The following is a 20,833-nucleotide window of genomic DNA, read 5'->3' as shown; positions in this document are numbered from 1 at the left end:
TTATTGACCGTTAACATATATTTATTGATAAACAACAAATATATGTTAATTTGCGGCAGATCTTAACCATAACCATTATGTCGAAGAGTAACACCTTTGTATTTAAAGGCTTGTATATTGTTGCCTGGGTCATCTTCGTTGGCCTGTGCATTGAAGCCGGTGGACTGGTAGTTAATTTTATTTTCAGTTTATACAAACCTGAATTTGTCCGGAATCTTTACCAAAAGCTGGACTTAAGCGAACTGTATGAACGTAGTAAATGGGCCTTTTTCAGTATGTACAGTTTCATATTGGTCATTGCGATTTTAAAGGCCATCCTGTTCTATGTGGTCATTATGCTGATGAGCAAAATTGATTTATCAAAACCCTTCAATAGCTTCGTTTCGCGACAAATTTCACAAATTAGTTATTACACGCTTTCAATTGGGCTTTTAAGTTACGCAGCCCGACAGTCAGCAGGAAATTTAATGCATCGTGGCTTTGATACTGCAAACCTGGACCAGTTCTGGGCTGATAGTCAGGCATTTATTTTAATGGCGGCGGTAATCTATGTAATTGCCACTATTTTTAAAAAAGGAATAGATATTCAAAGCGAAAACGATTTAACAGTTTAAGCTATGCCGATTATTGTGAATCTGGATGTGATCATGGCAAAGCGAAAAATATCTCTGAATGAGCTTTCTGAAAGAGTTGATCTAACATTATCCAATCTCTCTATTTTGAAGACGGGTAAGGCAAAAGCAATTCGGTTTAGTACGCTGGACGCAATTTGTAAAGCATTGGATTGCCAGCCAGGTGATATTTTGGAATACGTAAGTGACGAAGTGAACAAAGGCGGCCATCCCCGGCTAAATCTGGCTTAAACGATTTAAGCATTTAAAATAATTTTCGTCTGCAATATTTCAAAATTTAAAATCGTGCGTACATTCGGTTCATGAAAATGCAAAATTCAGTTTCTTCAATTTCCCTCTGGTGGCACAATATCCGATTCCGGTATTGTGGACGCTGGCTTTCCTGGTAATATATCTTTCGATTTATACACTTGGCCCTCTGTTCACAGAGGGCTTTTTTTTGGTTTGTCAGAAAAACAGTTAGCGTATTTTAACAGTTAAATTTTATGTTCATCATTGAGAGTTATTCCACGGCAGTATTTTTTTGTTTTATCACGATGATTGCATGGGGTTCCAGTTCGAACACCCAAAAACTCGTTAGCCCGGATTGGAGAGTTGAACTATTTTGCTGGGACTATGCCTTCGGAATACTGATAACGTCTATAATTTTTGCACTAACAATAGGCAGTCATGGAATTGAAGGGCGAAGCTTTATCGCCGATATGCAGCAAGCCAGTATTGAAAACATCGCCAATGCGCTGCTGGGAGGGATTATTTTTAACGCAGCCAACATTTTATTTATAACAGCTGTATCAATTGCCGGCATCTCTGTTGCATTTTCTGTCGGCTCCGGTTTATCTCTGGTAATTGGAGTGATCGTCAATTACATCACTTCACCTATTGGAAATGCCAATCTTCTTTTCTTAGGTGTATTCCTGATTATCATTGCGATTCTATTAAACACAATTGCCTATAAGAGTATGTCGGCAACCGCCGGATCCGTCTCAATGAAAGGATTGTTGATATCAATTGCCAGTGGGATTTTAATGGGCCTTTTCTTTAAATATGTGGCGAACTCAATGTTCCTGGACTTTAAAATACCGGTTGAAGGAAAACTCAGCCCTTATTCCGCTGTGTTCATTTTTTCCGTCGGTTTTTTATTGAGCAATCTTATTCTAAATACTTTTCTGATGATGAAACCGATTGTTGGCATTCCCGTTAAATTTTCCGGGTATTTAAAAGGTACTGTTAAAAATCACCTTTTAGGTTTTGCCGGTGGTTCGATATGGTGTATTGGAATGTCTTTTAGCATTATTGCTTCCGACAAAGCAGGAGCAGCAATTTCATATGGATTGGCATCCGGGGCAATCGTTGTCGCATCTGTTTGGGGTATTTATTTCTGGAAAGAATTCAAAACCGCGCCAAAAGGTACCACCCTTATACTTAATATCATGTTAATCGCATTTCTTTCAGGGTTAATACTGATTGTCATTTCGCGGTAACTCCCGGATGTACGGAACAACAGAAATTTCTTGACCAGTACTTACTTCTTTTTGATATTAGTAATCTGAATCGGGCCTCCCGGAGGCGGAAGCCTTAACTCAGGATTAGGGCCCAGACACGTGTTTTTGATATTGCCCGAGATAACATAATTCCAGTTTTTTTCATCCTTACTTATTTCCCAGGCAGTATCCACCTCACACGCATACACGCTCATGTAACGAGCTAGTGTATCCGGGACAACAAAAGTACCGTCGCCAATGTATCTGGCTTGCAGGTTTTCGAGGATACGGCGTGTTGAGCCATCACATCCACAGTCTTCATTATTTTTGGAGCATGATGTAAATAAGAGCAATAAGATGCAGTAGTATTGGGCTTTGCGCATGAAACACATATAGATCGCTATTTGAATAATACTGCAAAGACCTCACTAATAAAAAGATGGTTGGAAGTATTTAACAAAGAGTTAAGTTCTCTCTTCCTTCTCATTTAATATCGAATCCGTTAAAAAAATCGGGATTGCCGTTTTCCGACAATCCCGATCCTGCTTTTTACCAGCCTGGGTTCTGGCCCAGGGCTTCGTTCCGGTTGCGGTCTGCTTCCGGGATCGGGTAAAGGTATTTTTTATCCTGCCATTCTCGCTGGCCGGGGTTCCAGATCACTTCACCGGAAGTCCCGTTTGAAAGCTGTATCCTGCCGACTGCCGCAGAGGCCGTCACATCTACGAATGCAATGCCCGGCGTTGTGGACGTAGGCTTGGTGCCCTGGTAGAAATATACGTCATTCTTTCCGTCCCCATTCAGGTCGTGCTCGCCCAGCTTGCTCACATAAATTCCGTTCATGGTTGCTTTCTGAAAAAGATTTCCAAGCCTCCACCTGATCAGGTCGTCGCGGCGAAGTCCTTCAAAAACCATTTCGGTACCACGTTCGCGCAGTACTTCCAGCAGGACTGGGTCGGTAAACTTGCCATCGAAAAACGCGACCATATACGGATCTGCCACGGTCGGTAAAGTGGTAAGCGTTGCACCTGTAATGCCTGCTCTTTTGCGCAGCGCGCCAATGGTATTGGTCCATTCGGCCGCCGTCATTTTATCCAGTTCAGCCAGTGCTTCGGCTTTATTGAGCAGTACTTCTCCCCAGCGCATAATGATATGCGCATTGTCATTCCGGCTTTCGTCATCATAGGGAAAACGCTCGTCGTACGACCATTTGATCGGCTGGTAGCCTGTCACGGTTTGTGCAAAGTTGGGAGGCGATACCAGCGGCACCCCATTCTCTGTCCTGGTGTAGTCGCCCAGGCGGATCGTCTGTTTCAGGCGCAGGTCGCGGTTTTTCACTTCTTCTACGAAAGGAGTTGTCTGGTAGCTTGCCTTGCCCGTGAAAGGTGTCCCGTCGATATTCAGGTAAGTATTGACAAAACGGCGGGTAAGGCTCGGGCGGTTACCGTAGGTCGGACTGATAAACCGGCGGTTGGCCGAGCTGAAAATCTGTAAGCTCGCGCTCAATGCAACAGACAGGATCGTCTCGTCCGTATAAGGCGTACGTGTAATAAACATCTCGCGATAAGCCCGGTCGAGCGACGCACCCTGGTGCAGAGAAAAACCGGTGATCGCATTCGCCTCTTTTACCACTTCCTCATACCATGCATTCGCTGTCGATTGCTTGCCATAGCTGGCGTGGTACTTACGGAACGACGCTTCATAAAGACAAATGCGCGTTTTGTAAGCTCTCGCAACGTTTTTCGTAATACGCGTAACCGAAGGATCGGAGGTCAGCGTGATGTTTTCGATAGCGAAATTAAGATCTGCCAAAACCTTATCCATTACTCCAAAACGGTCGTCGCGCGGTGAATTCAGCTTTTCCATATCCGTCACGTCGATCGGCGCTTCGATCCAGGGGACGTTTCCAAAACGCTTTACTTTCTCAAAATAGAAGTAAGCCCTGAAAAAGCGTGCGAGGCCCAGGTAATGGTTTTTGGTTGCGATTGTACTTTTCTCCGTATTTACAATAAAGTAATTGATATTACGAAGCGGCCTCCAGTTATCCAGGCTCCACCCCGAGCTCGTAATCGGACTTAATGCGCCGACTGCCAGGTAATCGTCGACACCATTTCTTGCCACAATATCCGAAACGTCGTCGTCCTGAAAAACGCCCACGTCCGTACTGGGCAGCATATCGTAAAAAGAATTCGCATATAATTCCAGGCCGCTTTCTGACCCGAAAACAGCTGCGTTGGTGGCAGTGTCCACCGGAACTTCATGGAGATCACACGAGCTGGTTCCTAGCAGAAGGGAAATAGCCAGTGTGCAGGTGATGTATTTGATCTTTTTCATAGTCAATTAAAAGTTTAGTGTCAGACCAACAGATACCGCTTTCAGCATAGGATAATTGTATCCGTCTCCCGAAGTCCCGCCGCTCAGGTCAGGATCAGATCCGTAGATATTGGTCACGTCCGTGTCGCGGGTCCATTTGTACATCGGCGACCAGGTCCAGAGGTTTTCTGCGGACAAATACACTTTCAGATCGCGCGCATGGATTTTCTCCACGATACGCTGCGGGATCGTGTAGCCAACTTGCAGGTTTCTCAGCCTGATATAGCCTGCATTTTGCAGAAAACGGTCGTTTGGCACCTGCAGGGCACGGCCTGTTCCCTGTGCGGTGTAACCGACCAACCGGGGCAGATAGGCATCGAAATTACCCAGTTCCGGACGGAACATATTGGCTTCGTGCCAGCGCGGATATGCATTGTACGGGCGGTTGTATTGTCCCCAGAAACGCGCTTCTGCCGAAGGGTACCAATCCTGTTTCATAACCCCCTGGAAAAGACCGCTGACAAAGATGCCGTTCCAGTCGCCAGAGAGGTTAATCCCGAAACTGCGGCGCGGTTCAGAATTTCCGATGATCGTCTTGTCGCCAGAATTGCCAACCCTGTTCAAACCATGGTAAATCACGTCGTCACCGTCCAGGTTCCTGAACTTGATATCGCCCGGATAGTTTTTCCGGGTGTTGGTGTTCGGGATATTGGCCTGTGAAGGTGATTCTGCAATTTCCGCGTCCGACCTGAACAGCCCTTCCACTTGATAACCCCAGATCTCGCCGATGCGCTGTCCTTCGTAAAACTCTCTCGCATTTTCGTTCGGATTGTTAACGTTCGTCAGGTTTTTCTCAGGATTGTTATATTTGGTAATGATCGCCCAGGAGTCCGCAAGCATGAATTTCAAATCATATTTGAAAGGCTTCGAACCCATATTGAACTGGTCTCCCCAGCTTACGCTCAACTCCCAGCCCGTCGTTTTCAAATCGGCATAATTTCCTTTTGGAACTTCAATACCAAATACGTTCGGTACTGTCGGCCCTACCGTAAACATGTCCGAAGTACGGCGCTGGTACATATCGCCTGTGAATGAAAGCTTGTTCTTGAGTGTAAAGAATTCAAGGCCGACGTTGGCAGTCGTTGAAGTTTCCCAGGTAAGCCCGTCGGGAACCACGCCCGGTTGGCGGGTAGTCTGCGGGCGAATACCATTGATAACCCGGCCGGATTGCGAGATCGAGAATTTCTCGTTAAACGAATAGGGATCCACATTACCGTTACCCAGCGAACCGTAGGAAGCACGCAGTTTCACATTGGAAAATACATTCGGATTCACCTTCCAGAAAGGTTCTTCGGAAATTCTCCAGCCAGCCGATACCGACGGGAAGAACGCCCACTGCTGGTCAGTCGGAAACTTGGAAGAACCATCGTAGCGGCCGTTCACTTCCAGCAGGTAACGCTCGCGGAAATTGTAGTTCAACCGGAAAAATCCGCCCGCGATTGCCCACTTTTGCAAACCGCCCGACGTCACAATACTCTGGCCCAAAGCCAGGTTTATATCATCCGCATCGGCATACACCAGCCCATTCCTTCTCGCAGTAAGGTTGCTGTAATTCGACTGCTCGTAGTTGAAACCAGCCAGCAAAGTGAAGTTATGCGCATTGTTAAAGGACTTCACATAATCGGCGTAGAAGTTGGTGGCCAGGTAATTGGTGGTCCGTTTTCTCTCCTCGATATCATTGGTATTCGTTCCCGTGTAACCGATTACACCCTTTGCGCGGCTGTAAGGTACCTGCACACGATTTTGCTGGGAACCGATATCCGTACTCTGGAAAGTCATATCAGCGCGTACCGAAAGCGCTTTGTCGAAAAACTGTGCTTTCGCGGCCACTTTGTTTTTCAAAAAGCGTTGCGTGTTATCAATCCCGTTTTTGCCGATGTAGTAGTCCCCTACCGTGTAAGCAGCAGAGAATGAAAGCGTTCCATCGGGGTTAAGCATTGGCGCCATCGGGTGTCCTTCATCGGCTATGTTACGGTAAATACCACTTCCTTCACCCACATTGATCGGTTGGTGGTATTTCATGGTGGAATACTCCGTGTTGTTGTCAATGCGCAGCCACGGCGTCACCTGGATACTTCCTTTCGCACGAAGGTTATACATGTTATAGTCATCGGAATTATACCTGAACAAACCGCCCTGTCCGTTGTAGCGGCCGCTCAGCAGGAACGTAGCCTTGTCGTTACCACCTGAAATCGACAGGTTGTGGTCATGTGCGCTGAAACGTTCCTTGTATAATTCTCTATACCAATCTGTGCTGTAAAAATACTGGTACTCGCCGGTGTTGGGATCCACCTCGAAACGCGGCAGCGAAGGGTCTTCCCATCTTCTCTTGATCTCGGCCAGGTATGCCGGCGAAAAACTGATGGTTTTATTGATGGCAGTCGGCGTATTCCCATTATCGTTCCAGCGCGACCAGGCGTCGCTGAAGCCTTGCGCCCAGGGATAGGAATCCACGATATTGTCGGGCACTTCCGTGGGCGATTTGATAGAATAATTAGCTGAATACGAAATGGTTGTCTTGCCTTCCGATGCAGATTTGGTAGTAATCAAAACCACCCCGAATGCTGCCCTGGCCCCATAGATCGAAGCGGAAGCAGCATCTTTCAGTACCGACACGCTTTCAATGTCGTTGGGATTTAAAAAACGGGGATCGGCCTCTACCCCATCGATCAGCACCAGCGCATTGCCGCGTTGCCCGATGGACGTGGTACCCCGTATGTTAAATGCGGGCGACTGGGTCGGTTTTCCGTCAAGCATTTTCAGGTTCAGGTTCGGTACTGCCCCCACCAGCCCTTGCGCTACGTTGGTGATAGGGCGGTTGCGAAGCACTTCCTGACCTACCTGGTCTACCGCGCCTGTCAGGTTCACTTTCTTTTGCGTTCCGTAACCCACCACCACTACTTCGTTCAGCGATTTGTTATCGGCTTTCAAAGCAATATCGATGGTGCTCCGGGTGCCTGTCTCCTGTTCTTGAGTGATATAGCCGACATAGGAAAAAACAAGGATTGCGCCTCCATCCGGAATATCCAGCGAATAATTCCCGCCGGCGTCGGTCACGGTTCCGGTTTGGGTTCCCTTGATAATAACGTTCACTCCGGGCAGGCCGTCGGGCGTATCGCCATCCGTCACCTTTCCTTTGATCTGGCGATCGGCCTGCGAACCAGGATTTAAGGATGAAAGAACTGGCCGGCGGGTGACGAGATCAGTCCCAGTCGGCGTTTTTGCCCAACTGGTGCCACTGATCAGCGTGATCAGCGCAAACCGGGCGAGCGATTTGGGTAAGGTGTTTCCGCATGGGAACAACCTGTGATTGCAGCTATGCATAGTCAGGTAGATTTGTTTTGAAAGAATAAATTGTTTTGGTGAGTTAATGTAAATTCCCTGGGAGCAGCGCCGCATCTCACTTTACTTTTCCCTCTCGCTGCTGTGTTTTCTAATCCTGCAAAATTGAATATTTCTCAGAAAGCAGTCCTTCATTCGCTGCGCATTTAACAATAAAATAACATAAGATTGCCTGCGGAGGGGCCAGACATAACCGGTGTAACGAAGATTTCAGGAGTGACTTTTTCTGTATTTAAGAGCCCGGCCGTAAAAGAATATACTGATTGAAAAATGCACAGGTAAGACGATATGATTTCCGGTTTTTAAAAAAAATATTTCGCATCTGTGTGACATTCTTGTCGTTGCTGCGAATAATTGCTCAAAAACAAACATTACCTTTTTTCAAGCAAACAGATCAGCCAATGCGCCTCTTACGGGATACTGCTAATTTTCTGAATGTAATGGAGGCTAACAAAGGCATTATTTACAAAGTAGCCAACGCATATTGCCGCGACCCGGAAAACAGGAAAGATCTTATCCAGGAAATTACGGTGCAGCTCTGGCTCGCATTTCCAAAATATGATGAGCAGTTCATGCTAAGCACCTGGATATACCGGATCGCACTTAACGTGTCCATTTCATTTTACCGGAAAGAAACAAAAAGGGATCAACTAAGTCAGGAGCTGACGAGCGAGATATTCAGTTTGACAACAGATGAAACCGGCTCGGAACCTGCAATGTCAATGCTACATCAGTTTATCCGGGAACTCAAAGCGTTCGACCGCGCGCTCATCCTGCTATACCTGGAAGAACGAAGCCAGCATGAAATCGCAGATATCCTCGGCATTTCACCTTCCAATGTTTCGACGAAAGTGGGGAGAATTAAAGAACAACTCAGACAAAAATTTGCAACCATAAAATCCTGATACCATGCAAGAAACCGAACTGATCGCTATGTGGCGGTCCTATGACAAGAAGCTCGAAGAGAACCTGACGCTGAACCGGAAAAATGCGGAGGCCATTACCCTCATTAAAATCAAGTCGCTGATGAACTCAATGGCGCCGATGAAGATTTTCATCATCATTGCCAGCGTGCTCTGGATTACCTTTCTGGGTGTTGTATTATATAAGACCTATTCGTATGCCAGCGCATTTTTTTGGTGGTCGATCTTCATTCATGCGGTATTGCTCGCTTTTGTGATCGGCGTTTACGTTTACCAGCTTGTACTGATTTTTCAGACCGATATCAGTGAGCCGCTGGTCGAAACACAGCACCGCCTGGCATCCTTAACAAGCTCCACGCTACTGATTTCCCGGCTCATGTTTCTGCACGCACCGATCTGGACGACTTTTTCTATCAGTGAAAAAATGTACGAGCATCCGGTCTGGCTGGCTTTACAGGTTTCGATAACGCTGGCTTTCGTTGCAACTGCCTTGTGGCTTTTCTTTAATATTAAATACGAAAACCGTGAAAAACGGTGGTTCAGGTACATTTTCAGTGGAAAAGAGTGGGAACCTGTCATGAAATCCATAGCGATGCTACGCGATATTGAGGGTTATGTTGCAACAGGTCCCCGCTCCTGAAAAGGTTTTTGTTACCATTTGCCGAACACTTTTTGCACCGACACCTCGGCAAAAAACGGATAGGTAGGATTGTCGCGGAAATCCTGTCCTGTCCGTTTTTTCAATTCCCGCCCAAAAACATAATGTTCCACATATCCGCCCGTCCCGTTCGCCTGGATACGCTGGCTTTCATTACTCAGTTTGATTGCATTTTTCTTTTCAGGAAGTTTTGCGGTTAAGTTAGATAGCAACCAGACAAAGCTGGACTAGATTTCGCTACCCAAATGCAGTCTGTCAATATGTTACATCTACAATTTTTGTCGAAAGGAAGTGCAACAAACAGGCAGTGGATAGCGTCTTTCAGAAAAACTACATTTATCAAACGGTTTGGTGCCACAGTTTGTTTATTGTTTCTTAGGCCTCGGTATTTGAATGAGTGAAAGTGATCTGGAATAAGAAAAATAACGTTTGAGGCCAAAACTGCGATGGCTTAAACGCCAAAAGATTTTCCGAACACTTGACTTCTATCTCTTAAAGTATTATTTTAACTACGCATTGTAGCATTATTTCGACCCATCCTTTATTTTCATGAGCCTAAATCAAATAGTATCTAATCTGATTGAATCTGGACTACGGACTGCAACCGCTGAGCTGCTCAAACGAGGTGAAAAATTAGAGGGCGTATCTCAAGAGGTCAAGCCCTATCTTCTGGAAAAAATGATCATGAATTCTGGCACTATCCTAATTTTTGATAGGGTCGGATTTGCACTATCTAAATACAACAATGTTTTGATGACGATTGATCATTCCAAACGCGTCATCTTCTATACACCAAACGAGCTGACATATTTGACAAAAAAGTCTTTTCCAAATTTTGAATTTGTGAAAATTGGTGACCTGAATTCTTTAAATGAAACTGATCAAAAATTAAATTTCGCATTGGTTGGCGATAATGAGAGATACTTCCTTGAGAAGACAACCGAGCACTCGAATCATCAGGACTATAAAAATCTGATTCGATCACTTTTCGGAGTCCAACAGTCGGAGAGACATTATGAATCTCGGCAAGAACAACTGCTTAACGTAAACTACGATACCGAGGTCCATTTTAGCGACCCGGCAAATGCCGTCAAGTTAATAAGCTATATAAGGAACTTGAAGGATACGCAAGAATGTCTGGCGACGAACTAGACGACAAACCTGCTGTCTTACCTCACTGGCTTTCCCTGACATGTAAGTTTTTATTAACATACATATGTCTAACGTTGCCATTTCTTGATTTGGAATACTTTAAACCGCTGAAGGAACTCGTTGAGGGTTCTAAGATGGGTTTATCTGATTTCAATTCAGTTTTTGAGGTGGCAGTCGGATTTGGATTTGCATACGGAGCTATAATCAAATTTCGTATCGGGACGAAGAGAAGAGTCTTTGAAAACGTAATGGGAAACCTTGTTAATAAGTTTAACAGTAGGTTTTCTAAAATTATTGTTAGCGAAAACACAACCATTCCGATTCAAGTCATTGCAAGTTTATTGATTTCTGATCTAACAAAGCGAATGAGAGCAGAGATCGCTAACAGTCAGGGTGAAAAAGAGCATCGAATTAAAGACTGCCTGATCTATTTCGCTTTTTTTGCATTGGTATGTATTGTCAATGCCGGTTTGTTGGATTCAATTAATAGCGTTGAGCCAGCTGTTTTTGAGCTGCAACTCAGGATCATGGTTTTCACATTGATCTTTTCCGTGCTATCCTACATTGCAGTGGAAATAAAATATGAATATTATAAAGATCCAAATTTCGAGGGAACTCTACTGATTTTCGCGGGTTTTCTCCTAATCAGCTATGCTGTAACGATATATACAAATCCAGCAAGATTCATATCAATCCTTGACAAGCGGTACTTTATGGATATTTCGACGCCAAATGCCTTAAATTCCAGAAAGTTTTTCAATTACGTCACGCTGATTGTAATCACGTTACAGGCCTTCCCCTATTTCCTCTACTTTAGGAAGTTGTATATATTAAGCTTTCTGTATATCTCTCTTTCTTTTTTCGTGTTCCCGATAGCCGTTTTTGCTAAGTATGTAAGGCTATCAGTGATTCTTATCGTGAGAGTCGTTAAAGAGGTTCGCGTCCAGCAAGTTGGAAAGTTTACAGCTTTTTTGGTTTCATTCATCCGCAATTTTCTGAAGAAATTTTGATCCACCCGTTAAGATATAACCATAAAGCGGACTCACTACAAAATTCATCACTAACCTAAAAAGGAGAAAAAAGCCCACTAGATTTCTCTAAATAAACCTTAACAGAAAATCCACGAATCCGAACAAAGCTTTACGGAGAAGGGTGACTTCACGAAGTTGGTCGAAACGATGCGGGAAAGTGGTTCGGCGCTGGTTGGAAAGCTGCGAATTATCGTAGTTTCGAATGTGCTCGATTTGGCATGCGAAGGTTTGATAAGCTGCCCGACCGGCAGCATTTGACCGACAACCGAAGACCTGTTTACCCCCTTGTGCCGGAGCCATTATTTTCCTCGATCGCCCCGCAGCATAACAACTCCATAAATCCTTCGGTCAGGAGCAGTCTACCAGCATCCGTTAAATAAGAACTCAGTGAGATCTGGACAAATAATGCCTGCGCCCGACCGGATAATCAACGCTATAATCTATTTTTACATTGATTGTCAGACGCTTACCCGTACAATACTTATAAATCAGTATTGCCGGTTGCCGATAGGAGCAGTTGTTTTGTAGAAATTTTAACAAAAGCTGAAAAATAAAATGAATGCAAACAAAGCGTTATGGGAGAAGGGTGACTTCACGAAGTTGGCCGAAACGATGCGGGAAAGTGGTTCCGCACTGGTAGGAAAGCTGGGGATTACCCCAGGTTTGAATGTGCTCGACCTGGGATGCGGAGACGGCACGACCGCGATACCCGCAGCCAGGCTCGGGGCAAATGTACAGGGAGTGGATATCGCCCGTAACCTCGTGGAGGCAGGTAATGCCAGGGCAAAAGCCGAGGGTTTGACCAATATTACATTCCGCGAGGGCGATGCAATCGATCTGCACGATATTGAAGACGAAACATTTGATCTGGCCGTAAGCGTGTTCGGGGCAATGTTTGCGCCGAAGCCTTTTGACGTAGCGAAAGAAATGTTCCGTGTTACCCGCAAGGGCGGCAGAATTGTAATGGGCAACTGGATTCCCGGCGACCCCACCCTGGTAGCCCAGATCCTGAAAGTGAGCTCGGCCTACACGCCCGCGCCGCCGGAAGGATTCATCAGTCCGATGCTCTGGGGCGTGGAAAGTAATGTGACCGAACGTTTCGTTGCAGCCGGCGCTGCGAAAGAGAATATTTCATTCGAGCGGGAAACATTCACATTTCAGGCACCATACCCGCCAGCTGTATTTCTGGAAACTTTCAGAAAATACTACGGGCCGACGATGAATGCATTTGAAGCCGCCGAAAAAAACGGTACCGAAGCTGACCTGCAGCGTGAACTGGAAGCGCTGTTTGAAAGCCAGAATCAGAGTGGCGACGAAAACACAACTTCTATACCGGCTACTTTTTTGAAAGTGACTGTTGTTCGGTGATTGGTAGAACCGAACTGTCGTTCCATTTTTTATACTGGTTAATTAAGCCGCCAGGTTACCGGGCGGCTTTTTCGCTGGTATGGTTTTTACATATTGGCGAACCTAATCAACATGATTTTGTAATGGCAAAAATAACAAATTACGAGGACTGGCTGAATGGGGTGAAACCGGAAGGCGACGAAGATATATACGATCTGTATAACTCTGTGAGCAATTTTGAAGGTTCAGGCAGGTATTACACGTCGAAAGAAGTAAAGAACGACGGATACGATTATTTCGTCAAAGCGGATGGTTTTGAAGATGAACTGCATCTGGATTCGGACGAAACCAAGTTTGCATTTCTGAATCACGTGAAAACGACCTACGCAGGCGCTTCCGAAGACGATATCGATAAATGGCACGAGCTCAAAGAGAAACTGGGCCGTACAGATTAGTAAGAGCAGCCTGGCCAAGAGATAGCCAGGCTGCCTTTTTTATTTGCTTTTGAAAACAAAACCTTCTACAACCGCGACTTCACCCTGTGCCCCTTTTGCGAGAATTCCTGCACGCACGGCCCTGTCCCACGGAGGCAAAAATTTGATATCCGGAGCTGTAATTTGCAATGCAGTGAAATCAACCCCCTTAACACTGTAAGAAAAGCTGATATCTGTATTATTTTTTACATTCATTTTTACAAATAAGCGCTTACCTTTTCCCTTCACCGGAAATTTACCAAGACTGCTTCTTGCCCCATCCTTCAAAAGCGTAATATGAATACTATCCTGTTTTGCAGCCGCGTAGATCAGGTTTTTCTCATCGCCGATCAATGCGACACCGGCCACAACACTTTTGCCAGGGATCAGTTCGACAGTCGCTTCGTAATCCGGGCTATCGATTTTCCTGGCGATAAACAGCTCCCGGTCATCCTTGATCTGCAAGCCAATCCGCCCGTTTTTCAGCTCTAAGGCAGGTTTATTGAACACAGACCAGTTCCATTGGAGATCGAGTTTTTCTTTGCTGAAATCGTCTGTTACCGTGTAGGTTTTGGGAAGATTTGTCGGTGCGAGGTACTCATCCGTAAAGCGCAGCCAGTTGTCGGGCGTGAATTCGAAGCCACGTACCAGCGCCTGGCGACCGGTATATTTGTTTGAAGACCTGTCGTAAGCATGGTACATAAAGTAGTTCTTTCCCTGATGCGTGACTGCTGTCCCGTGTCCGGGGCACATCCAGTCACCCTGACCGGTCATGATCGGATTTTTTGCATACTTCTCCCACGGCCCCATCAGTTTTTTGGAGCGGGCAACGCCGGTAGCATAGGTACAGCCCGGTCCGCAGCAGCCAGCCGCCGCATAGATCGCGTAGAAATAACCATTGTTTTTAACGATAGAAACACCTTCCACCAGGTTGGCCTCCCACGAAGTATCATTTCGGAAAAGCTCTTTTTTCTCACCGATCAATGCGGTTCTTTCCTCGTTAAGCTCCTGGATCCAGATCGGCGTGGGCTTATTGACACTGTTACCGTCTTCCTTCCAGATCAGGTGCAGCTTATTATTTTCATCGCGCATCGGAAAACCGTCAATGGATCCCACTTCCTCGCAAACCAGCGGGCCATGGTCCTTGAACGGGCCTTCTGGTGTCTCGGCACTGGCCACTCCTACACACAGGTTGCCACCCTTTTTATGTGCGGTGTAATACACATATACTTTACCGTTATCATAATTCAATTCCGGCGCCCAGTAATAATAATCGGCCCAGGCAGTTAGATCGGGAAATATATAGTTTGTCTGCTGCCAGTTTTTCAGGTCTGTGGATTTCATGACCGGGAAGCCGGGCGCCCAGTTGGAGCTTGTTCCCGCGGCATAATAAGTAGCTCCGACCTTGATCACAGACGGGTCCGCAAAATCTCCGCGAATAACAGCCTGCTGGGCATTTGCAATTTGAACTACTATTAACAGCAACAGGCTAATGCTCAATCTTTTCATAAATTACTTTTGATGTGGATACTGTTTTAAGGGCTTAAAGATAATCAAATAGGCTACTCGCCTGACGGAACAGGCACCGATCGGCCGGTCGCTACGGGCTCTCCGAAAGTCGGCAAACCGTCGGCAGTCCAGGTAAATCGCTGCATACGCACATTGCGCGAACTACCGCAACCCTGCCCGGCAGCCGAATTAGCATGGTAAATAATCCAGTCTTCTTTTCCGTCCCTCGATTTGAAAAAACCATTATGCCCTACCCCGAATGCATTCGCCGAAGCCAGTCCAGTGAAAACCGGTGCGGACATTTCGGTCCAGCTGGCGGGACTCATCGGATCACTTCCTTCTTTCAAAGTCATTAATCCAAGCGAGTAGCGGTCATCCCCGCAATAACTGCCTGAATATACCAGGAGAACTTTCCCCGCAGGATTTCGCAAAATTTCAGGCCCTTCATTTACCGGAAAACCGTGCCTTTCCCACGTATTCTGAGGAGAGCCAATTTGCACGGTCGGGCCGGTGAGCGTGAAGGGGTTGCTCATTTTGGAGATATACAAATGCTGGGTCAGGTCGGTACTGCCGCCCGCAAAGGGCCGCCCCGACCAGATCATAAAAAGGCTGCCATCCTGTTGCAAGACAGTCGCATCGATCGACCAGAGGTCGGCCGGCTGGGTCAGCAATTTGCCTTTGTCTGTCCAGGTACCCTGCGTCGGATCGGGGTTAGCATTTTCCAAAACCCACATTCTGTGCGTTCGGTCGTTTCCGTCTGAGCCGGTATAATAGATATACCATTTACCATTCAAAAAAAACAGTTCGGGCGCCCAGATATCCCTGGAATTGCCTCCCGAGGCCGGTGCGGTAAATACGGTAACCGGCGCCACGTCCTTCAACCGGCTCATTCTGCCCGTTTTCCAGATCTGTATCCGGTTACCCAGGGTATGCATGTAATAATAAGTCGTGTCTTTCTGAAAAACCCAGGGATCAGGCGCTGCATTCAGCAGCGGATTCGTGAAAGTGACTGCCTGCTCGCCGCCCGGCTTCGGTGCCTGCGTTTCCTTTTTGCAGGAAGCATTGATAAAAAGTAACGAAACACACCAGAGAATGACTGGCCTGTACAATGTTTTGAAAGACATGATCAAGGTTTAAATGCAAAGAAAATTTTGTAACACTACATATCAATAACCCGGGTTCTGTGTCAGGTTAGGATTCAGGTCAATATCCGATTGCGGGATCGGGTACCATTCATTCCTGCTCTTTACAAAATTGGTAAATTCCGGGTCACGCGCGGCCAGCTCAGGCCCCAGGTCGCCCCAGCGCTGCAGGTCGGCAAAACGCCAGCCTTCGCCAGCCAGCTCGGTGATGCGCTCATGTTTGATCTGCGCCAGAAACTGCGCCTGCGATAATCCTGGGCGCACCTGCGTGAGCGGCCGCAGGCCTGCGCGCACCCTTACCATATCCACATTAGGATAAGCCTGGGCGGTTTGTCCGAGCCCGTTAAGCGCCTCCGCATACATGAGCAGTATGTCAGCATACCGCAGCAGCCGGTGGTTATTCGGCGACCGGAAGCCTTCCTCGGTCCTGCCTGCCTCATTGTCATTCAATTGTTTACGAAACCACACTGCGCTGCTTTCTCCCGTGCTGGTCCCGTAGCGGCTCGCGAACGTTTGTCCATAAACCATCGTGAACTGCGGGCCGCGTACATCCGTGGAATCGAAAAGCAGGGTCGCGGCAAGTCGCGGGTCGCGGGTACCCAGCGCGGTGTTTTCTTTTTTAAATTCCCCCGCAAGCCAGCGGCGCGCGCCTCCGTCCGAAAATCCTACTCCTCTGGGCGCATAAAACTGTGCGATGGAAGTACCTGTGTTGTTAATGCGGGTTTCGTCCACATCGTCATCGGTATTCTCATTCGGATTGAACCGGAATTGTATTTCAAAAACCGACTCGCTGTTGTTCTCGGAGGAAGCTTTGAAATTGTCCTGGTAGTTGCTGGTCAATGTGTACAATCCTTTTCCCGCGCCGGTAATAAACCACGCCAGTGCATTGGCAGCTTCCTGATTTTTATTTTGCTGTAAATAAGCTTTTCCAAGCAAGCCCATGGCCGCACCACGCGTCGCCCGCCCGAGATCGTCGCCGGTATAGCTGAGCGGTAATGCGGGTGCAGCTTCCGTCAGGTCTTTTTCTACCTGCGCCCAGGCTTCCGCATTGGTTGCATTGGACGGCCGGTCAGTCGGCTCGGACGGTTCCAGTATAATCGGCGGGCGACCGAAATAAAGCGTCAGATTGAAGTAAAACAGCCCTCTTAGAAATTTCGCCTCCCCCAGAATACGCGTTTTGAGCGCCTCATCCATACTTATTCCAGGCACATAAGCCAGCACCTGATTTGCCCGGAAAACGCCGATGAAAAGGTTCTGCCACGTTCCGGCAGTCAGCCCCTCGTTGTAGTTGGTTTGGTTGAAGCTCATGACGTTGTTCAGCGTAATATCGCCGCCGGAGCCGTAACCTTCATCCGACCGCAGCATGCCGTGGTAAAAAAGAAAACGTGAATAAAGCGTGGCTGTCCGGTGAAAAGTGCTGTAAACTGCATTGATCCCCTTCACTGCATCCGCCTCACTTTTCCAGAAAGAAGCAATCGTGGGGTTGTTCGGGTTAGGCTGGTCGAAATCGCGATCGCAGGCCGTATTGACCAGCAAAACTAGAATAGTAAGCAAAAATATCTTTTTCATGTTGATGTCTTTTGAGATAAGTGACCGCTTTTCAGAAACCGAGGTTCAGGCCGAATGAAATGATGCGTGCCGAAGGATAGCCACCCAGGTCCACGCCGGGTTCGAGGTTAAAATTTGCCCCCACCACATCAGGATCGAGCCCCGTGTATTTCGTGAAAGTGAGCAGGTTTTGTGCACTCACATATATTCTGGCATTGCTCAAAGACAACTTGCCGGTCACACTTTCGGGAATAGCATAAGCCAGCTCTACATTTCTTAGCCGCAGATAGGAACCATTTTCCAGCCAGCGATCGGTATTGCCGCGCACGTTGGAAATAATCCCCCGGTCGGCAGAAGCAGGATCGCCGGCCGCCCCGGTCGAGTAAGCAACCCCGAGCCTCGGAAAATCGGTATTCGTGTTCTCAGGTGTCCACGGGTTAATACCGCGCCGGTAATTGGAATAGCCCATTCCGTCAATATCCCTTCTGACGTCGTTATAAATCTTCTGACCGAATGCCCCGTAAAACTGAACATTCAGAGACAGGCCGGACCAGGTTCCGTTGAGGATCAGGCCCGAAGTGAATTTTGGCCAGGGACTGCCTGCAAAAGTGCGGTCGCGGTCATTGATATCATCCTTCGTACCCTGGTCGATCCGGTTCACGTAACGGATATCGCCCGGTTTCGCGTAAGCAGCCTGTGCCTTGTGCGCCTGTATTTCTTCGTCGTTTTGAAATAGCCCATCGGTTTTGATCAGGTAATATTCGCCAATCGAGCGGCCGACTTGCGAGCGTGTATTGCCCGACTGGATATAGTTTCTCGGCTCGCCGGTATCTTCGTCCACGCCCAGGTTACCCAGTTCCAGTACCTTATTGCGGATAATGCTGAAATTCGGTGCGATACTCCACGTAAAAGGCCCGGAAGTTTGCCGGTAGGCAAAATCAAGTTCAATACCCTTGTTCTCGATAGACCCGATATTCACCAGCGGATCGCCCTGCAGATTGCCGATATACAGCGGCAGCGGCAGCGAAAGCAAAACGTCTTTCGCGACAGAGCGGAATGCATCTACGGTGACAGCCAGCTTGTTATTGAACAGTACAAGGTCCGCGCCGATATTGGTCGTCGCTTTTTGCTCCCACTTAATATCTTCATACACAAGTCTGGCCTGCGTCGCGCCGGGAAACTCTGTCTGCCCCGAACCGAAAACTGCCCGGGGGGCCTGGTTCAGAAATCCTGTAAACTGGTAGTTGCTCAAATTCGCAGATCCGAGAACACCGTAAGAGCCTCTCAGTTTCAGTTCCGTAATGAGGTCAGATTTAAAAAACTCTTCATTGCTGATTTTCCAGGAAGCGGCTGCGGAAGGGAAATATCCGGTCCGGTGAGCGGGTGAAAAGCGGGAGTCCTTATCCGCGCGGAACGTGAATGTGAGGTAGTATTTTTCCGCATAATTGTAGTTCAACCTGCCCAGCGCGGAGTTGATAAGCGTTTGAGAGCGCGTTCCGGTCGCAGTCATGCCGCCGCTAGCCGAATTGATCGTCGTGAAATACTCGCCGCCGTAAAAACCCAGCTGTAACCGTCGCCCACCAACGTCATCGTTGCGGATCGTTTGCTGGGTATAGCCGACGACACCGTTTAAATTATGTTTGTTAAAAGCAAAGTTGAAGTTCAGCGTGTGTTCAAAAAGGTAGCTCAGGAACTGTGCGCGGGTCTGTCCGACGCTGCTGAACTCGGGCGACTGGTTCCAGTACCATAGCCCTTCCTTTCTGACATTGTTTGTTTTGTCAAAACTGGTTTCCAGCCCCGCATTGAAGCGGTAACTCACGCCTTTGAAGATTTTATAATCGACAAAAGCATTCCCCAGTACCTTGAAAAAGTTGTAGGTAGTTTTGGTGATATCATTAATCGCAACCTGATTTCTCGAAAAAGACCGCGCATTGAACGAACCATAACCCCATCCGCCGGGATTGGAAGTACTCACCAGATCAAGGCTTTGCACGGGAATGATCGGCAGACTGGTCCACATATCATACCATGCATTTCCCTCCGCAAAACCACCCTGAAACGGCGTATTCCGCTCGGTACTGGAAATCATCAGGTTTTCTCCAAAAGTAAATTTATTCCGCGTCGCCTCGGTATTGATCCGCATCGAGCCCCGCTTGAAATTCCGCGCTTTCAGCACGCCTTCGTCCGCGAAATAGGAACCTGATATCAGGTACTTGCTATCCTTCCCGCCGCCCGACAGGCTGACGTTGTAATCCTGGATACTTCCCGCTTGCAGCAGTTGGTCGGCCCAGTTGGTATTCACTGCACCATTGTAATCAGCCACAGCCGGCTGCAATGCGTAGCCCGCCGCCTGGTAGGCGCGTGTATTCGTGGCGACATATTCCTGCGCATTCATCATATCCCACTTTTTGGGCAGCGATGAGATACCTACCCGCAGCGATGCATCCACTTTCAGCGCCCCCTCTTTCCCTTTTTTGGTAGTAATAATGATCACACCATTCGCAGCACGGGATCCGTAGATAGCGGCCGCGGAGGCGTCTTTCAGCACCTGGATCGTTTCTACGTCGTTGGGATTGACGGTCGTATTTGCGTCGGCGAGCATTCCGTCGATCACATACAGCGGGCTCGCGTTTCCAAACAAGGTGCTCAGTCCGCGTATATTGACCACCGCCTCCTGGCCCGGTGCACCGCCATTCCGGACCGTCACACCGGGCGTCATGCCCTGCAATGCCTCCGGTACCGATCGCGCAATGCGCTTGTTTGTATTTTGTGCATCAATGATCCCCGTCGCCCCCGTCAGGTCCGTTCGTCGAACCGACTGGTAACCAATCACCACGAATTCTTCCAGGTTCTGTGCGTCCTCCGCGAGCTGGATGGTGTAGGAAGATTCGTTCGTCACCGGAACTTCCGATGCCAGATAGCCGATGAATGTAACCCGGAGTGTCTGCCCGTTTTGAGCTGCGATTAAAAACTTCCCGTCCGCATCAGCGATGGTCGCTGTACTGGTGCCGGCAATCAGCACCGTAGCTCCGGGCAGCGGCTCGCCGGTGGCGGTTTGCACCACGCCGGTAACTTCCCTGCTTTGCGCAGAGGCCGTTTTTACGGAAAACAAAAGGAGGACAACAATGTGAAACAGTGTATAATTAATACGCATAATGGATGGGTTGATGATGAATGGAAGAAACGCACTGCGTAGCTGCTCTTACAGGATTGGTAGATTCTGTA

17 protein-coding genes are annotated in these 20,833 nt (G+C 47.7%); 9 read left to right on the top strand and 8 right to left on the bottom strand.

Annotation, left to right across the window (positions count from 1 at the left end):
* The first annotated feature begins 50 nt into the window (after nt 1-50).
* From FXO21_RS22070 to FXO21_RS22060, 3 genes are all read left to right on the top strand, one after another.
* Nucleotides 51-614, top strand: a complete 564-nt coding sequence (locus FXO21_RS22070; RefSeq protein WP_225865800.1) for a DUF2975 domain-containing protein — start codon at nt 51-53, stop codon at nt 612-614.
* Between the two features lie 3 nt (nt 615-617).
* The gene (locus tag FXO21_RS22065) at nt 618-863 is read left to right on the top strand and encodes a helix-turn-helix domain-containing protein (protein ID WP_149642109.1); all 246 of its coding nucleotides are present in this window, start codon (nt 618-620) and stop codon (nt 861-863) included.
* A 254-nt stretch (nt 864-1,117) separates the two neighbouring features.
* Complete coding sequence (locus FXO21_RS22060; protein WP_149642108.1) at nt 1,118-2,113, top strand: GRP family sugar transporter; 996 nt, start codon at nt 1,118-1,120, stop codon at nt 2,111-2,113.
* Between the two features lie 41 nt (nt 2,114-2,154).
* Here FXO21_RS22060 and FXO21_RS22055 read toward each other — a convergent pair whose 3' ends face one another.
* The 3 genes from FXO21_RS22055 to FXO21_RS22045 form a co-directional block, all read right to left on the bottom strand.
* The gene (locus FXO21_RS22055; protein ID WP_149642107.1) at nt 2,155-2,496 is read right to left on the bottom strand and encodes a hypothetical protein; all 342 of its coding nucleotides are present in this window, start codon (nt 2,494-2,496) and stop codon (nt 2,155-2,157) included.
* A gap of 166 nt (nt 2,497-2,662) precedes the next feature.
* On the bottom strand, nt 2,663-4,444 hold the full coding sequence (locus FXO21_RS22050) for a RagB/SusD family nutrient uptake outer membrane protein (protein ID WP_149642106.1): 1,782 nt from the start codon (nt 4,442-4,444) through the stop codon (nt 2,663-2,665).
* A 6-nt stretch (nt 4,445-4,450) separates the two neighbouring features.
* Nucleotides 4,451-7,807, bottom strand: coding sequence for a SusC/RagA family TonB-linked outer membrane protein (locus FXO21_RS22045; protein ID WP_149642105.1), 3,357 nt, complete (start codon nt 7,805-7,807; stop codon nt 4,451-4,453).
* 419 nt (nt 7,808-8,226) lie between these two features.
* Between FXO21_RS22045 and FXO21_RS22040 the strand changes: the two genes are divergently transcribed.
* Nucleotides 8,227-8,730, top strand: a complete 504-nt coding sequence (locus FXO21_RS22040; RefSeq protein WP_149642104.1) for an RNA polymerase sigma factor — start codon at nt 8,227-8,229, stop codon at nt 8,728-8,730.
* A gap of 4 nt (nt 8,731-8,734) precedes the next feature.
* Nucleotides 8,735-9,388, top strand: a complete 654-nt coding sequence (locus tag FXO21_RS22035) for a hypothetical protein (protein ID WP_192579296.1) — start codon at nt 8,735-8,737, stop codon at nt 9,386-9,388.
* Nucleotides 9,389-9,399: 11 nt separating this feature from the next.
* Here FXO21_RS22035 and FXO21_RS22030 read toward each other — a convergent pair whose 3' ends face one another.
* Nucleotides 9,400-9,618, bottom strand: a complete 219-nt coding sequence (locus tag FXO21_RS22030) for a hypothetical protein (RefSeq protein WP_149642103.1) — start codon at nt 9,616-9,618, stop codon at nt 9,400-9,402.
* Nucleotides 9,619-9,955: 337 nt separating this feature from the next.
* Here FXO21_RS22030 and FXO21_RS22025 point away from each other — a divergent pair, with 337 nt between their 5' ends.
* From FXO21_RS22025 to FXO21_RS22005, 4 genes are all read left to right on the top strand, one after another.
* Nucleotides 9,956-10,558 carry a hypothetical protein gene (locus tag FXO21_RS22025; RefSeq protein WP_149642102.1) on the top strand — a complete coding sequence of 201 codons (603 nt, stop codon included), beginning with the start codon at nt 9,956-9,958 and terminating at the stop codon, nt 10,556-10,558.
* A complete protein-coding gene (locus tag FXO21_RS22020; protein WP_149642101.1) occupies nt 10,540-11,568 on the top strand; it encodes a hypothetical protein in 1,029 nt (342 codons plus the stop codon). Before FXO21_RS22025 ends, FXO21_RS22020 begins: the two co-directional genes overlap by 19 nt.
* A 576-nt stretch (nt 11,569-12,144) precedes the next feature.
* Entirely contained in the window at nt 12,145-12,957 is an 813-nt protein-coding gene (locus tag FXO21_RS22010; RefSeq protein WP_192579295.1) for a class I SAM-dependent methyltransferase, read from the top strand.
* A gap of 122 nt (nt 12,958-13,079) precedes the next feature.
* Nucleotides 13,080-13,391 (top strand): hypothetical protein, encoded by a 312-nt coding sequence (locus FXO21_RS22005; RefSeq protein WP_149642099.1) that lies wholly within the window; start codon nt 13,080-13,082, stop codon nt 13,389-13,391.
* Nucleotides 13,392-13,430: 39 nt separating this feature from the next.
* Here FXO21_RS22005 and FXO21_RS22000 read toward each other — a convergent pair whose 3' ends face one another.
* Genes FXO21_RS22000 through FXO21_RS21985 form a run of 4 tightly spaced genes read right to left on the bottom strand, consistent with a single transcriptional unit; the run spans nt 13,431 to nt 20,762 of the window.
* Nucleotides 13,431-14,918 carry a family 43 glycosylhydrolase gene (locus FXO21_RS22000; RefSeq protein ID WP_149642098.1) on the bottom strand — a complete coding sequence of 496 codons (1,488 nt, stop codon included), beginning with the start codon at nt 14,916-14,918 and terminating at the stop codon, nt 13,431-13,433.
* 53 nt (nt 14,919-14,971) lie between these two features.
* A complete protein-coding gene (locus tag FXO21_RS21995; protein WP_149642097.1) occupies nt 14,972-16,042 on the bottom strand; it encodes a glycoside hydrolase family 43 protein in 1,071 nt (356 codons plus the stop codon).
* Nucleotides 16,043-16,084: 42 nt separating this feature from the next.
* Complete coding sequence (locus FXO21_RS21990) at nt 16,085-17,629, bottom strand: RagB/SusD family nutrient uptake outer membrane protein (RefSeq protein ID WP_149642096.1); 1,545 nt, start codon at nt 17,627-17,629, stop codon at nt 16,085-16,087.
* A gap of 31 nt (nt 17,630-17,660) precedes the next feature.
* A complete protein-coding gene (locus tag FXO21_RS21985) occupies nt 17,661-20,762 on the bottom strand; it encodes a SusC/RagA family TonB-linked outer membrane protein (protein WP_149642095.1) in 3,102 nt (1,033 codons plus the stop codon).
* Nucleotides 20,763-20,833: the final 71 nt, after the last annotated feature.

It is taken from the genome of Dyadobacter sp. UC 10 (genome assembly GCF_008369915.1).
Classification (GTDB): domain Bacteria; phylum Bacteroidota; class Bacteroidia; order Cytophagales; family Spirosomataceae; genus Dyadobacter.
This window is presented reverse-complemented; position numbering and strand designations above follow the sequence as displayed.

What these genes read in the sequence shown, in the direction of transcription:
- FXO21_RS22025 (WP_149642102.1), top strand. Translation starts at nt 9,956, where the DNA reads ATGAGCCTAAATCAAATAGTATCTAATCTGATTGAATCTGGACTACGG.
- FXO21_RS22060 (WP_149642108.1), top strand. Translation starts at nt 1,118, where the DNA reads ATGTTCATCATTGAGAGTTATTCCACGGCAGTATTTTTTTGTTTTATC.
- FXO21_RS22050 (WP_149642106.1), bottom strand. Translation starts at nt 4,444, where the DNA reads ATGAAAAAGATCAAATACATCACCTGCACACTGGCTATTTCCCTTCTG.
- FXO21_RS22000 (WP_149642098.1), bottom strand. Translation starts at nt 14,918, where the DNA reads ATGAAAAGATTGAGCATTAGCCTGTTGCTGTTAATAGTAGTTCAAATT.
- FXO21_RS22005 (WP_149642099.1), top strand. Translation starts at nt 13,080, where the DNA reads ATGGCAAAAATAACAAATTACGAGGACTGGCTGAATGGGGTGAAACCG.
- FXO21_RS22045 (WP_149642105.1), bottom strand. Translation starts at nt 7,807, where the DNA reads ATGCATAGCTGCAATCACAGGTTGTTCCCATGCGGAAACACCTTACCC.
- FXO21_RS22040 (WP_149642104.1), top strand. Translation starts at nt 8,227, where the DNA reads ATGCGCCTCTTACGGGATACTGCTAATTTTCTGAATGTAATGGAGGCT.
- FXO21_RS22035 (WP_192579296.1), top strand. Translation starts at nt 8,735, where the DNA reads ATGCAAGAAACCGAACTGATCGCTATGTGGCGGTCCTATGACAAGAAG.
- FXO21_RS22065 (WP_149642109.1), top strand. Translation starts at nt 618, where the DNA reads ATGCCGATTATTGTGAATCTGGATGTGATCATGGCAAAGCGAAAAATA.
- FXO21_RS21985 (WP_149642095.1), bottom strand. Translation starts at nt 20,762, where the DNA reads ATGCGTATTAATTATACACTGTTTCACATTGTTGTCCTCCTTTTGTTT.
- FXO21_RS22055 (WP_149642107.1), bottom strand. Translation starts at nt 2,496, where the DNA reads ATGCGCAAAGCCCAATACTACTGCATCTTATTGCTCTTATTTACATCA.
- FXO21_RS22020 (WP_149642101.1), top strand. Translation starts at nt 10,540, where the DNA reads ATGTCTGGCGACGAACTAGACGACAAACCTGCTGTCTTACCTCACTGG.
- FXO21_RS22010 (WP_192579295.1), top strand. Translation starts at nt 12,145, where the DNA reads ATGAATGCAAACAAAGCGTTATGGGAGAAGGGTGACTTCACGAAGTTG.
- FXO21_RS21995 (WP_149642097.1), bottom strand. Translation starts at nt 16,042, where the DNA reads ATGTCTTTCAAAACATTGTACAGGCCAGTCATTCTCTGGTGTGTTTCG.
- FXO21_RS21990 (WP_149642096.1), bottom strand. Translation starts at nt 17,629, where the DNA reads ATGAAAAAGATATTTTTGCTTACTATTCTAGTTTTGCTGGTCAATACG.